This is a genomic window from Acinetobacter sp. LCT-H3, from assembly GCF_001866125.1.
In the GTDB taxonomy this organism is placed as follows: Bacteria; Pseudomonadota; Gammaproteobacteria; order Pseudomonadales; family Moraxellaceae; genus Acinetobacter; species Acinetobacter schindleri.
Genome location: NZ_MODX01000004.1, coordinates 87,697 through 102,266 on the forward strand (window position 1 = coordinate 87,697; position 14,570 = coordinate 102,266).

At 45.1% G+C, this 14,570-nt stretch carries 12 protein-coding genes and 1 riboswitch; of the genes, 11 read left to right on the forward strand and 1 reads right to left on the reverse strand.

Annotated elements, in window-relative coordinates; genetic code table 11:
* Positions 1–16: 16 nt before the first annotated feature.
* The 5 genes from BK820_RS03860 to lpxC all read left to right on the forward strand — a co-directional run bounded on the left by BK820_RS03860 (position 17) and on the right by lpxC (position 5,510).
* Entirely contained in the window at positions 17–946 is a 930-nt protein-coding gene (locus BK820_RS03860) for a D-alanine--D-alanine ligase (protein ID WP_004813759.1), read from the forward strand.
* A 3-nt stretch (positions 947–949) separates the two neighbouring features.
* On the forward strand, positions 950–1,804 hold the full coding sequence (locus BK820_RS03865; RefSeq protein ID WP_004890774.1) for a cell division protein FtsQ/DivIB: 855 nt from the start codon (positions 950–952) through the stop codon (positions 1,802–1,804).
* 66 nt (positions 1,805–1,870) lie between these two features.
* A complete protein-coding gene (ftsA, locus tag BK820_RS03870; RefSeq protein ID WP_004813755.1) occupies positions 1,871–3,133 on the forward strand; it encodes a cell division protein FtsA in 1,263 nt (420 codons plus the stop codon).
* A gap of 160 nt (positions 3,134–3,293) precedes the next feature.
* The gene (gene ftsZ / locus BK820_RS03875) at positions 3,294–4,481 is read left to right on the forward strand and encodes a cell division protein FtsZ (protein ID WP_071320158.1); all 1,188 of its coding nucleotides are present in this window, start codon (positions 3,294–3,296) and stop codon (positions 4,479–4,481) included.
* Between the two features lie 126 nt (positions 4,482–4,607).
* Entirely contained in the window at positions 4,608–5,510 is a 903-nt protein-coding gene (lpxC, locus tag BK820_RS03880) for a UDP-3-O-acyl-N-acetylglucosamine deacetylase (RefSeq protein ID WP_071320159.1), read from the forward strand.
* 98 nt (positions 5,511–5,608) lie between these two features.
* Here lpxC and BK820_RS03885 read toward each other — a convergent pair whose 3' ends face one another.
* Positions 5,609–6,049, reverse strand: a complete 441-nt coding sequence (locus BK820_RS03885; protein WP_048882179.1) for a DciA family protein — start codon at positions 6,047–6,049, stop codon at positions 5,609–5,611.
* A 108-nt stretch (positions 6,050–6,157) separates the two neighbouring features.
* On the opposite strand from BK820_RS03885, the gene BK820_RS03890 reads away from it, so the two are divergent.
* The 6 genes from BK820_RS03890 to BK820_RS03915 all read left to right on the forward strand — a co-directional run bounded on the left by BK820_RS03890 (position 6,158) and on the right by BK820_RS03915 (position 14,239).
* Positions 6,158–6,856, forward strand: coding sequence for a M23 family metallopeptidase (locus BK820_RS03890; RefSeq protein ID WP_004813747.1), 699 nt, complete (start codon positions 6,158–6,160; stop codon positions 6,854–6,856).
* Positions 6,857–7,187: 331 nt separating this feature from the next.
* Complete coding sequence (gene aceE, locus BK820_RS03895; RefSeq protein ID WP_071320160.1) at positions 7,188–9,890, forward strand: pyruvate dehydrogenase (acetyl-transferring), homodimeric type; 2,703 nt, start codon at positions 7,188–7,190, stop codon at positions 9,888–9,890.
* A gap of 2 nt (positions 9,891–9,892) precedes the next feature.
* Positions 9,893–11,920, forward strand: coding sequence for a 2-oxo acid dehydrogenase subunit E2 (locus BK820_RS03900; protein WP_071320161.1), 2,028 nt, complete (start codon positions 9,893–9,895; stop codon positions 11,918–11,920).
* A gap of 88 nt (positions 11,921–12,008) precedes the next feature.
* Positions 12,009–12,152: riboswitch (yybP-ykoY riboswitch) on the forward strand.
* A 71-nt stretch (positions 12,153–12,223) separates the two neighbouring features.
* On the forward strand, positions 12,224–12,799 hold the full coding sequence (locus BK820_RS03905) for a TMEM165/GDT1 family protein (protein WP_071320162.1): 576 nt from the start codon (positions 12,224–12,226) through the stop codon (positions 12,797–12,799).
* A gap of 182 nt (positions 12,800–12,981) precedes the next feature.
* Positions 12,982–13,779, forward strand: coding sequence for an oxygen-binding di-iron domain-containing protein (locus tag BK820_RS03910; protein ID WP_004813740.1), 798 nt, complete (start codon positions 12,982–12,984; stop codon positions 13,777–13,779).
* Positions 13,780–13,873: 94 nt separating this feature from the next.
* Complete coding sequence (locus BK820_RS03915; protein WP_081409033.1) at positions 13,874–14,239, forward strand: YkgJ family cysteine cluster protein; 366 nt, start codon at positions 13,874–13,876, stop codon at positions 14,237–14,239.
* The last annotated feature ends 331 nt before the right edge of the window (positions 14,240–14,570 follow it).

Genomic DNA, 14,570 nt, shown 5'->3' on the forward strand with positions numbered 1-14,570 from the left:
GTTTAAGGATATAAACGTGTCAAATGCTTCAAAATTCGGAAAAGTTGCCGTATTGCTTGGTGGTAAATCTGCAGAGCGTGAGGTTTCGCTAGACAGTGGTACGGCAGTGCTTGAGGCATTGCTGCGTTCTGGGGTGAACGCCGAAGGCTTCGATCCTCAGGAGCGTAGCATCACGGAGCTGACGGCTTATGATCGTGCTTTCATTGTGCTGCATGGTCGTGGTGGTGAAGATGGTCAGATTCAAGGTGCACTGGAGTGGCTGAATATTCCTTATACCGGTACAGGCGTACAGGGTTCAGCGATTGGTATGGACAAGGTTAAAACCAAGCAGGTTTGGCAAGGTTCAGAACTGCCAACAGCACCTTACCGTATTGTGACCAAAGATTCGAATGCTGAAGAAATCGTTGCAGCACTGGGCTTGCCACTGATTATCAAGCCAGTGCATGAAGGCTCAAGCATTGGTATGAGCAAGGTTGAGAAAATCGAAGACTTCGCCACTGCCATTGCGAAAGCGACTGAACATGATGCCATTGTGATGGCAGAGAAATGGATTACCGGTCGTGAATTCACTATTGTTTTGTTAAATGGTCAGGCACTTCCGGTAATTCGTTTGCAACCACCAGAAGATGTGGCTTTTTACGACTATGAAGCCAAATATAACCGTAATGATGTACAGTACGGCATTCCATGCGGTCTAAGCGAAACAGAAGAAAAAGAACTGCAAGCCTTGGCTTTACGGGCTTTCCAGGCAGTAGGTGCTAGCGGTTGGGGTCGTATTGATGCCATGCAGGATCAGGACGGTAAGTTCTGGCTACTGGAAGTGAACACGGTGCCAGGCATGACCAGTCATTCTTTGGTGCCAAAAGCGGCAGCAGCAGTAGGCTATAGTTTTGAAGCGCTATGTGTGGCGATTCTGGAACAAACTCTGAACGGTGTGGCTCACTAAGATATGGCTCAACTTCCTGCATCCATGCGCCGCAAACGTGCTGCGATTACATCAATTCACGACAAGCCGCCCACACGAAAAGAAAAAATGGCCAATCTAGGTGGTTGGTTACTGCTGTGTGTGGCGTTTGTAGTACTTGCTGCAGGAATACTGGGATTCTATCGTGTGATGACCGATGCCCAGGTAGCAGAGCTTGAGGTGATTGGTTTTCGTTCGGTGGCAGAAGAACGTCAGATCCTGCAACATGTATCGCCAATTATTACCGAAAATTATTTTACCTCGGATTTAAGATCAGTCCGTGATAAAACTCTAGAATTATCTTGGGTAGATCGTGTTGTGGTATCACGTGCCTGGCCGAATGCAATTCGGGTAAGGGTAATGCCGCACCATGCAATTGCACGTTGGGGCACTGGACGTCTGCTCAGTGATAGCGGGAAAATTTTTACTGAAGTACTTCCTCGCAGTTATCCTGAATTACCGTTACTGCATGGTCCTGCCAGCCAGGCCAAAACCATGATGCGTCGCTATAACGAAATTAATCAGCTGTTCGCACCGCATGGCATTCGTTTAAAAGAATTATATCTAACAGAGCGCATGACATGGTTTATGCAGTTTGATTCGGGATTACGCGTGATTGTGGATCAGGATCAAACCATGAGCAAGCTGCAACGTCTTAGCCATCTTTCCTATAGCGATTTGAAGCCAGTTTGGTCTAGAATTTCTTCAATTGATCTGCGCTATAGAAATGGGCTTGCGATTCAGTGGAAGAATGCAGTTCCACCAAAGATACAAAATGGTCATTTTATTGTAACGAATAATGACACCGGCGTTGAGAACGGCGTTACAGTAAAGCCATAATGTTCGGCTTTGAAAAATAGAGGCTTAGAGCCATAAATTAAACACAGGTAATGGTAGTAACGAATAATGAATGAAGCTGTTCCCTCAGTTGTTGCGATTGACATTGGGACGCACAAAGTTTCAGTTTTGATTGGTAAGGTACATGCGCCAGACAATATCCAGGTCATTGGGATGGCGACTGCTCGTAACCGAGGCATGAATAAAGGGAAAATTGTAAGTCTCGATAAAGTCATTACCGCAATAAAAAATGCCGTTCAAGAAGCGGAAGACATGGCGGAATGCCGTGTACATTCAGCCTGGATTTCAATTCCAAGTGCGGAGCTGAAAAGCTTTTATGCTTCAGGCCGTACTTCAGTTGACAATACAGAACATACAATTACCACCAGTGAAGTGGTGCGTGCGCTTGAACTGGCCAAAGCCAGTCATCAGATCTCAGATCATTACCTGGTTAGCGCAGTTCCACTAGGTTTTGAGCTGGATGATGCACCGGAATGGGTATTGAATCCGATCCGTATGTCGGCGCACAGCATGACTGGGCATTATCATTTAATGATGTTGCCAATTAGCACCATGCAGAATATTGACCGTGCCCTGAAAGGTGCCAATATTGGTGTAGAGCGCATGGTGGTATCATGTCTGGCCACTGCTGAAGCCAGCTTGCTGAAAGATGAAAAAGAGTATGGGGTATGTCTGGTCGACATCGGTGCCGGAACCACAAATCTTGCAGTTTATCTGGATGGTCGTCTGGCACTTACCCATACCATTCAGCGTGGTGGAGAACATGTAACACGTGATATCGCAGCGGTGTTACAGACTACCACTGAAGAAGCTGAACGTATTAAGCTGTTATATGGTTGTGTCGATCTGAAAGTGGTAAAACCGGACCATATGATTCAGTTCCAGGGTATTGATGGTCCGCAGACTATTAGCCGGATTGAACTGACCGAGATTATTATTGCGCGTTATAGTGAAATTCTGGGCTTGGTGCGTGATGAACTGGAAAACAGTGGTGCAATGCAGGGGCTGTACCATGGTGTGGTATTAACGGGTGATGCCAGCCATATTGAAGGTATGGTCAGCTATGTACGCCGCACTTTAGGTATATCGGCGCATTTGGGTAATCCGCCAGCGCCAGTACATGCAGATGAAGCACATCAGGCAGCGCTGCGTCGTTCGCAGTACGCTACAGCTGCAGGTCTGCTGATGTTCAGCCAGAGTGACGCGCAGGAAACCATCGTAGAATCGGAAGAAAATGAAAGACTGTCAGTGACTCAGCGCGTTAAACGTGCTTGGTCAGGCTTTAATGAAACATTGAAGTCAATTTTTTAGTCGACATTTATTGTGAATATTGTTGAGAAGTTGTAGTAAAAAATGCCTGCACTTGACAACTGAGTTGTGGAGCAGCATTCTTAAAAACAATTTTTTATTAAGATCAGGGCAGTATACGGGCTTAGTGACTGCCAGTACTAAATTAGGAATTTTATAGGTCATGGCCTCATTTGAATTTTTTGAAGACGATCAAGACGATAGCATTGGTCAAGCCCGTTTCACTGTGTTTGGTGTAGGGGGTGCGGGTGGTAATGCTGTACAGCATATGCTGCAATCAGACATCCAGGGTGTAAAATTTGTCTGTGCCAATACTGACAAACAGGCACTGGATCGCATGGAAGCTGAATTTAAAATTCAGCTGGGCGAACAAAGTACCCGTGGTCTAGGTGCAGGTGCAAACCCACAAGTCGGTCAAGCGGCAGCAGAAGAAAGCCGTGAACTGATCCGCCAGCATCTTGAAGGCACAGATATGGTATTCGTGACTGCTGGTATGGGCGGCGGTACAGGTACCGGTGCGGCACCAGTGGTTGCAGAAATTGCTAAAGAAATGGGTATCCTGACAGTTGGTGTCGTTACTACGCCATTCAACTTTGAAGGTAAACGCCGTTTACAGTCCGCTGAGAAAGGTATTCAAGCCCTGGAACAGCACGTGGATTCCCTGATCATCATTCCAAACCAGCGCCTGCTGAAAGTATTCCGTGACATCTCGATGAAAGATGCTTACAAGAAGGCAGATGACGTTCTGTTAAATGCAGTACGCAGTATCTTTGATCTTGTGGTACGTCCAGGTCATATCAACCTTGACTTCGCCGATCTGAAAACAGCGATGAGCACACGTGGTTATGCCATGATGGGTGTAGGTCTTGGTCGTGGTGAAAACCGTGCACGCCAGGCAGCTGAACAGGCAATTCGCAGCCCATTACTGGATAACGTCACTATCATGAATGCCAAAGGTATCCTGATTAACGTGACTGGTGGTGATGATGTAACCTTTGGTGAAATTGAAGAAATTACCGATGTTGTGAACCAGATCGTGGATCTGGACGAAGGTCAAGTCTTCTATGGTACCGTATTTGATCCAGATGCGCGTGATGAAATTAGCGTAACTGTAATCGCAACAGGTCTGACCCGTAACTCGGCAGATGCTGCTGAGCCTGCGAAACGTACCAATGTACAGCAGTCACGTCCTGTAACAGCACCGGCTGCAGTAGATGAAGATGATGTGCCAGCGATTCAGCGTCAACAAACTGGTACAGGTGCGGCAGCGACGCCGGCTGCCTCTGTTTCAAGCCCACGTCCAACGCCAATGAGTATTCAGGATTATCTTAAAAATCAACAGCGTAAGTAATATGTAACAATATGTGTTTACGATGTTTCAACAGAAAAGGTGGTTTTAGGGCCACCTTTTTGTTTTTTATCAATGGCTAAATATGCTACCGTATAGCGGTTTTGTTGATGAACAGATGATAAAAGCATGTTGAAACAGCGTACCCTGAAACGTGTCGTGAAAGCGAGCGGCATCGGTCTTCATAGTGGGCAGAAAGTCATGATTAACTTCGTGCCACACCATGCCGATGGGGGAATTGTATTTCGACGCATCGATCTGAATCCACCAGTTGATATACCCGCCAATGCCATGCTGATCCAGGAAGCCTTCATGTGCTCGAATCTGGTTCAGGAAAATGCCAAAGTGGGTACCATTGAGCATCTCATGAGTGCCATTGCCGGTCTGGGCATCGATAACCTGGTTATTGAAGTATCAGCTTCTGAAGTGCCCATCATGGACGGCAGTGCCGGTCCATTTATCTATCTGCTGATGCAAGGTGGACTTCAGGAACTGCAGGCACCAAAGAAATTTATTAAAATCATCAAACCTGTAGAAGCGCTTATTGATGATAAGCGTGCGGCTTTTAGCCCACATGAAGGCTTTCAGCTTAACTTCACCATCGACTTTGATCATCCTGCTTTCAAGAAAGAATATCAGTCTGCCACCATCGACTTCTCTACTGAAACCTTTGTATATGAAGTCAGTGAAGCACGTACCTTTGGTTTTATGAAAGATTTGGATTATCTCAAAGCCAATAATCTGGCACTTGGTGCAAGTCTGGAAAACGCAATTGGCGTGGATGAAACTGGGGTAGTCAATGAAGAAGGGCTACGTTTTTCAGATGAATTTGTGCGTCACAAGATTTTGGACGCTGTCGGTGACTTATATCTGATGGGTCACCAGATTATCGCTAAATTCGACGGTTACAAGTCAGGCCATGCCTTAAATAACCAGCTTTTGCGTAATGTCAGCAGTGATCCGGATAGCTATGAAATTGTAACATTTGATGACATTGAAACTTGTCCAATTCCTTATGTGAATGTGACATAAGTCATTGTCTTTTAGTGTATATGTTATATTATAACAATATAGAATGAGAACTGGTTCTCGCAATTTACATTGTAAATCAACATGATTTAATTTGTATGTTATTTTTTATTGCTTGCCAAACGTAGTAAAGCTTGGCTAAGCTTAGGGTCGCTTATAAAGTCAGCAGCACTACGGAGCATATCCTGTGTTTCTGGGCTTAAGGCTCTTTCGGATTTCTCTGTAATCAAAGGTGTTTTGGATGGATTTCGTAAACACACTTGTAGTTTGGTTAAGTCCTTTAATTCGCTAATTTGAGAGAGTTGTGAAACGTATTGCTTCTGTAAGTAGGCCAACTGAGAAATCATAGCTTGGTTTTCACCAGTAAGCGTTAACACACCATTTTGATAGCAGACAACCTGCCACTGTTCCGGTTTGGGCAACAAAGGTTGAATGAGTTTTGTAAGTTTCTGCCATGCAGCAACTTGTGATGAGAGAAACGAGAAGTTTCCTGTTTTTATGTGTTTTCTTGTTTGTTGAAAAACGTTGACAGGTTCAGACATACATCATTCCTACATGATTATGCCTTAATCTTATGCGCTCTTTTCGGTAGATATCAAGGAAGAGATCACCCAAGGAACTCGATTAAAACAGTTTTAGAGAGGTTTTTTATGCATTTGCGACGTATTTTGTTGGCATTTTCCCTGGCGAGTTCAGCTGCTTCTGTAGCATTCGCAGATTTAGTGGATCTAAATCAGGAAAGTGGATCCGTCGATCGTCTTGAGCAGCTTACACGGACTTTAGCACAGGGCGCTTATACACAATCAGATGATGTTTATATCCCTGCTGAAACCAAATTAAGCGTTCAGCTCCGTGAGAAGCCAGTTGAGCTCAACAATGCAACGATTGAGAAAAAGTACGGCGCTTCTAAGTCTACATCTAAATCTTCTTCAAGTTTTTCATCTTCTCCATATTCCTGGTTAGTTGCACATCCTCTGCCAAACCTGAAACGTGTCAGCTCTGACTTTGGTGGGCGTACCATGAATGGTCGCGCTGAAAACCATTCTGGTCTGGATATGTCTGCACCAAGCGGTACACCGATCTATGCGACGGGGCCTGGTATTGTGACCAAGTCAGGTTGGGGTACAGGTTACGGCCAATACGTGGAAATTAATCACGGTAATGGTTACCTAACTCGTTATGCACATGCTTCACGTCTGATTGCACGTGTGGGTGATCGCGTAGAAGCAGGTGAGCACATTGCCAACGTAGGATGTACAGGTCGCTGTACAGGCCCGCATTTACACTATGAAGTAGTAAAAGACGGTCAGCGTAAGAATCCTTCAACTTATCTTGCCATGCTGCCATAAGGCCTGTCAGGTCATTTAAGCTACCCTGTACATAACACCTACAGAAAAAGCACATCCATATTTAAAAGTAATAAATCTCTGGTCTCTTTCTAAAATGAGAGAAACTGGAGATTTATTGCTTTCAGGTCTTAATTTATCACTAAAAAATATGAGCAATGTATAATTTTGATTCTTTACTGACTCAGATTTGTATCTTTGTGTAATAAATGATCAATAGGTATTTAGCTGCTAAATACCCTGGCATTCGCGCATTCAGCGTGGGCGATACCTGTCACTGCCCTAAATATGATACATATAAACGATTAATGTAGATCTTTAGGAACAGTAGATTATGGCGTTTTATGGCGATACAGACGCGCAAGAAACTCAAGAATGGCAAGACGCTTTTGACTCTGTTTTGCAACACATGGGCACTGAGCGTGCAGCTTTCTTATTAGAGAAACTTTATCAGCGCGCGATTGCTAAGCATGTTCCCATTCAGCGTTTAAATACTCCTTACTTAAACACGATTTCTGTTGAAGAACAACCACCTATGCCGGGTGACCAGGACATGGAGCGCCGTATTCGTGCGTTGATCCGCTGGAATGCACTGGCGATGGTTCTTCGCGCGAACAAAACTGGCGATGATCTAGGTGGCCACTTGGCCAGTTTTGCATCATCCGCAACATTATATGATGTAGGCTTTAACCACTTCTTCCGTGCCAATAGCGACAACTTCGGCGGTGACATGATCTATTATCAAGGTCACTGTGCTCCGGGTATCTATGCACGTTCATTTCTGGAAGGCCGTTTAACGGAAGACCATTTAAATAACTTTCGTCGTGAAGTAGATGGCGTTGGCTTACCTTCTTATCCACATCCATATTTGATGCCGGATTACTGGCAATTCCCGACTGTATCGATGGGTCTGGGTCCGATTATGTCGATCTACCAGGCACACATTCAAAAGTATTTGATGAACCGTGGCTTGATCAAGGAAGAAGATCGTAAAGTCTGGGCTTACCTGGGCGATGGTGAGATGGATGAACCAGAAAGTACCGGTGCAATCTCTCTGGCTGGCCGTGAAAAGTTAGATAACTTGATTTGGGTGGTCAACTGTAACCTGCAGCGTCTTGATGGCCCGGTACGTGGTAACGGCAAGATCATCCAGGAACTTGAGTCGCTATTCCGTGGTGCAGGCTGGCGCGTCATTAAAGTCGTTTGGGGCCGTCATTGGGATCCATTGCTTGCCAAAGATGAAACTGGCGCTCTAAAAGCGATTATGGAAGAAGCGGTAGACGGCGATTACCAACGTTATCAAGTAAAAGGTGGTGCTTATACACGTGCGCACTTCTTTGGTAAATACCCAGAAGCTGAAGAGCTGGTTAAAGGTTTAAGTGATGAAGACATCGATAACTTGAACCGCGGTGGTCACGATCCATTCAAAGTATATGCAGCCTATGCAGAAGCAATGAAATCCACAGGTCAGCCAACCGTTATCTTGGCGAAAACAGTGAAAGGCTATGGCCTGTCTGAAGAAATTGAAGCGGTGAATAAGACTCACCAAATCAAGAAAATGCAGCTTGAGTCGTTGAAATATGTACGTAACCGTTTTAACTTGCCATTTACTGATGAGCAGTTAGAAGAAGTTCCATTCTACCGTCCAAGCGAAAACTCGCCTGAGTTGAAATATATGAAGGCACGTCGTGAGGCGCTCGGTGGTTACCTGCCTGCACGTCGTAAGGAAAGCGAACAGCTTGCGATTCCAGAACTGTCGGTATTTGACGCAGTACTTGCAGGTTCTAACGGTAAGCAACAATCAACCACCATGGTGATGGTTCGTTTAATTTCTTCATTATTGAAAGAAAAAGCCATCAAAGACCGCGTGGTTCCAATCGTTCCAGATGAAGCACGTACATTTGGTCTGGAAGGTATGTTCCGTCAGCTGGGCATTTATGCTGCACATGGTCAAAAATACACGCCTGAAGACCAGGAACAATTGATGCATTACCGTGAAGCAAAAGACGGTCACATGCTTCAAGAAGGGATTAATGAAGCGGGTGCGATGAGTGCTTGGGCTGCGTTGGCAACCAGTTATTCAACCAATAACCTGCCAATGATTCCAATGTACATGTACTACTCTATGTTCGGTTTCCAGCGTATTGCTGACATTGCATGGGCGGCAGGTGATGCGCAAGCACAAGGCTTCTTGCTGGGTGCAACAGCGGGTCGTACTACATTGAATGGTGAAGGCTTACAGCACCAGGATGGCCATTCGCATATTCTTGCGAATACGATTCCAAACTGTATTTCTTATGATCCTTGCTTTGGTTATGAGCTTGCCGTGATTGTTCACGATGGCTTGAAGCGTATGTACGTGAATCAAGAGCGTGTGTTCTACTACTTAACCGTAATGAACGAAAACTACGAGCATCCTGCAATGCCACAAGGTGTTGAAGAAGGCATCAAACGTGGTATGTATCTGCTGGAAGAAGACGAGAAAGCTACTGTCCAGTTGCTTGGTTCAGGTGTGATTCTGCGTGAAGTGATCAAAGCTGCGAAGATCCTGCGTGAAGAATATCAAATCCATTCAAACGTATACAGCGTAACCAGTTTCAACGAGCTGGCACGTGATGGTATGGCGTGTGAAGAATACAACCGCTTGCATCCGCTGGCTGAAGACGTGAAAGAAGCATGGGTATCGAAACAGCTCCGTGGTACTGAAGGTATCGTGGTGTCTGCAACAGACCATATGCGTGCGTATAGTGAGCAAATCCGTGCCTACCTTCCAGACAACCGCCCATTCGTTGCATTGGGTACTGATGGTTATGGCCGTTCCGATACACGTGCCAAACTTCGTAGCTACTTCGGTGTAGATGCTGCTCATATTGTGGTTGCTACATTGAAGAAACTGGCTGACGAAGGTGAAGTAGATGCGCGTTTAGTGAAAGATGCGATTTCTAGCTTTGAGCTGGATACTGATCGTCCAGTTGCATGGGCGCCACAAGCAACGCCTGAACTACACGCTGTTGCTGACTACAAGGAGGAGAACTAATCATGCAAATTACGACTCCTGATATTGGTGTAGATAAGGCAACAGTTGCTGAAATTCTGGTGAAAGTGGGTGATACCATTGCCATCGATGAAAGCATTGTACTGCTGGAATCTGACAAAGCCTCTGTTGAAGTGCCTAGCACTTCAGCAGGCGTGGTAAAAAGCATTCTGGTTAATCAGGGTGATGAAGTATCTGAAGGTGCAGTACTCATTGAATTAGAGGCTGAAGACGATGCCAATGCTGTAGAAACCCAGCAAGCTGATGTGTCAGACAAAACTTCGGAAAATACGCCGACTTCATTACCTGATGATGAAATCCTTCAGGAAGTGGCTTCACATCAGCCGGGCACTGCGGCTAAACAAAGCCAGGCACCTGCTGCTAATAGCGCTGCATCTGCGACTGTTGAAGTGAAAGTGCCAGATATCGGTGTAGAAAAAGCACTGGTGGGTGAAATTCTGGTACAGGTCGGTGATGAAATCACGGTTGATCAAAGCATCGTGGTCGTAGAGTCTGATAAAGCGACTGTTGAAGTTCCAAGCACTGTCGATGGCACAGTAGAAGCTATTCAAATTAAGGAAGGTGACACCGTTAAAGAAGGTGTGGTTATCCTGGCAGTGAAAACTGCGGCTTCAGTATCGGCTCAGCAAGCAGCTCCTGAGCCGGCTGAACAGGCTCCTGCACCAGCAGCACCTGAAGCCAAAGCTGAAACTGTTGCACAGGCACCCGCAGCGCCTGCGGGTGATGTAGAAGTGAAAGTACCTGACTTGGGTGTCGACAAAGCTGCTGTAGCAGAAATTCTGGTACAGGTCGGTGACAAAGTTGAGAAAGATCAAAGCATCATCGTGGTGGAATCGGATAAGGCGACTGTCGAAGTGCCAAGCACGACTGCAGGTGTGATCAAGTCAATTCATGTCGAGCTCGGCCAGAACGTTTCTGAAGGCATTGCTCTGATTACGATTGAAGCTGCAGGGCAGGCAGCACCTGCGACAGCTCCGGCTCCCAAAGCAGAAGTGCCAGCAGTTAAAGCTGCACCTGCACCAGCTGCAGTGCCAAAAGCTGAGACTACTGCACCTGAAACGCAAAATGCAGACAAGCTCACCAAAGAGCAGAACGCTGCCAATGCCAAAGTCTATGCCGGTCCCGCAGTTCGTAAGCTTGCACGTGAGCTGGGTGTGGTACTTGCTGAAGTCAAAGCATCTGGTCCGCATGCGCGCCTGATGAAAGAAGATCTGTTTGCATATGTGAAAACACGTCTGACTGCGCCGGCACCTGCTGCAGTTGCGCCAGCCGCGGCTGCACCCGCAGGCTTACCAAAATTACCAAGCTTCGATGCATTTGGTGGCGTGGAAGAGAAAGCCTTGACGCGTTTGCAGCAGGTTTCTATTCCGCAGTTGTCTCTCAATAATTACATCCCGCAAGTGACACAGTTCGACTTGGCCGATATTACTGAACTTGAAGCATGGCGTAATGAGCTGAAAGGCAACTTTAAGAAAGAAGGTCTAAGCCTGACCATTATGTCATTCATTATCAAGGCAGTAGCACACCTGCTGAAAGAAGAGCGTGAATTTGCAGGTCATTTGGCAGATGACGGTAAGTCAGTCCTGTTGCGTAACGAAATCCATATGGGGATTGCAGTCGCAACACCAGATGGTTTGACGGTTCCTGTACTGCGTAATCCAGATCAAAAATCCATTAAGCAAATTTCGAAAGAATTGGGTGAACTGGGTCAAAAAGCACGTGATAAGAAACTTTCGCCGAAAGATCTGCAAGGTGCGAATTTCACGATTTCAAGTCTTGGAGCAATTGGTGGTACAGCGTTTACCCCACTTGTGAACTGGCCACAAGTTGCAATCCTGGGTATTTCACCTGCGACCATGCAACCGATTTGGAATGGTGAGGGCTTTGATCCACGCTTAATGCTTCCATTGTCATTGTCATACGATCATCGTGTGATTAATGGTGCAGATGCGGCACGCTTCACCAATAAGTTAAGCAAATTGTTAAAAGATATTCGTAGCCTATTGATCTAATGCATTATTGCTTTAATAGAAAGACCCTGCTCCGGCAGGGTTTTTTTATATTACGATTTGTAAATATGGATGCTCTTGATTATAATGAGCTTACTTCATTGGGGAGTAGCCGCCTTTTGCGCAAAGCGAAAGGGTGATGGTCAACATATTTGTCCTGAACCGGACATGGTCATCATAGCAAAGAACCAAATGAGCTTCTCGAAGCTTTCTTTTGTTGGCAAGACCTTTGATTTACCATTCTGCAGATTTTGGCTGGCGGGAAGGGTAAGTCATCGGTAGCACATGCCAGCCAGAGAAAGACACATGTACGAATTCCTTCTTTCAACTGCCGTCGTAGCACTTGCCGAAATGGGCGATAAGACCCAATTGCTTGCCTTACTGCTTGCTGCGCGATTCAGAAAGCCTGTTCCTATTCTTGTTGCGATCTTGCTAGCGACCTTGATCAACCACGGTTTGTCTGCGGTATTGGGTCAGTGGATTACCACGGTAATGAGTCCAGATGTGTTGTTATGGGTTGTTTCAATTGGATTTATTGCAATGGCGATCTGGATGCTGATTCCGGATGAACTTGGTGATGAATCTTCTAGCATCAATAAATGGCAAAAATTGGGAGTATTTGGTGCGACCTTTATCCTATTCTTCCTGGCAGAAATTGGTGACAAAACCCAAGTTGCAACTGTAGCCCTGGCAGCACGTTTTGACAGTGTGCTTTGGGTAATGCTGGGAACCACAATAGGTATGATGATTGCCAATGCACCGGCAGTTTTTATTGGGGATAAGCTGGCAAACCGCCTGCCAATCGCCTTGATTCACAAAATTGGTGCGTTGATCTTCTTGTTGATTGGGATTGGTACCTTGCTCAAACATTATTATTTCTAATTCATAAGAATAATCTATTAAATCCTGAGCTAAAAACTCGGGATTTTTATTGTGAAATAGCTCTCAAAATGCTGATAAATAAGGCTATATAGACATTTTTATTTATTGTAAGTTTCTCTGAATACTTATATGTTAACAACAACACAAAAATCATTTTTAAATGTATAAAATTGGGGAAAGTTATGGCTTTTGAACGTACCACATCACAGGTTTTATTCGATGATGGCATCCACAAGTGCATTAGTTTTACCAGCCTGGTAAAAGGTGAAGGCGTTCAGGCCAACCAGTTTTTAATTATTGATAATAACCGTGCGGCAGTACTGGATCCGGGGGGTGACTTGACTTATGTGCCGCTCACCATGGAACTGAACAAGTATACCCGTCTGGCCAATCTGGACTATGTCATGGCCTCGCATCAGGATCCGGACATTATCACTTCGATGCCGCGCTGGTTAGTCTATACCGATGCCAAAGTGGTCGCGTCCAAGCTCTGGGCACGTTTCTTGCCGCACCTGAACTCTGCCTTTATGAGTGACCGCATGAAAGGTAACTGGTTAGATCGTCTGGTGGAGCTGCCGGATCATGGCCAGATTATCAAACTGGGCAATTCCAATATTGTGGCAATTCCTGCTCATTTTCTGCATTCAGTGGGTAATTTCCAATTCTATGACCCGATTGCAAAAATCCTGTTTTCAGGCGATATGGGCGCGTCTATGGTCGAAGACGCTTCGCGTCCACTGGAAAACTTTGCGGCGCATATCCCGAAAATGAAAGGCTTTCACCAGCGTTATATGTGTAATAACAAGGTGATCCGTCTCTGGGTGCAAATGGTACGTACCATGGATGTAGAAATGATCGTGCCACAGCACGGTACACCGTTTGTGGGCAAAGAGCAGATCAATCAGTTCCTGGACTGGATTGAAACCCTGGAATGTGGCACTGACCTGATGGATGAAACGGTATTTACCTGTCCGGAATAACAGGAAAAATTAAAAAAATACTTGAGTGAAAAAACAACATTTTTTATATTTTCGGATTCCAAAAAATCTTTTTGATGACGAGAATTTATAAAAAATGTTGTCTCAAGTTCCAACACAGGATGCATGTTTAAGTTGTGGCGCATGTTGCGCCCATTTCAGGGTGTCGTTTTACTGGGCAGAGAGCATTCCGATGCCAGAGCACTATACCGAACCTGTTACATCGGTGTATTCGTGTATGGCAGGGACCAATCAGAAAAATCCGCGCTGTATTGCATTACAAGGTACGATTGGTGAGCAGGTCAGTTGTGGTATGTATGAGCTACGCAGTACTTCATGTAAGGACGTGCAGGTTGCTGATGTGCAGTGCAATAAAGCCCGCATTGCCCATAATATGATTCCATTCATCCAGATCGATCGAGATGAAGCCGAGAATGACGATAACTTTGAACGCGTCAGCTAAATCTGCATGCAAGATTTACAAAAGCAGGGCTTAGGCTCTGCTTTTTTATTGGGTATAGGTGTTGGTATGATTGAGCCTTGAATCTGCCATGTTGCAGGCAAATAATTATCTTTCCATGATCTGTTTTTTTATTTCACTATCTGTGGAAAAGAACAAGTGCATAAATGATTTTGTAAGCTTAATTATTCTTCTTGTTGGATTGGAATATTTAAACTGTTGATTGAATAGTCGAATTTATAAATTTAGCCAGTTAAATTAGATCTAAGTCCAGATTTCGAAAAAATAAATTTTGCAATTGCAATGAAATTTAGAGCTAAATTTGTTTATAATG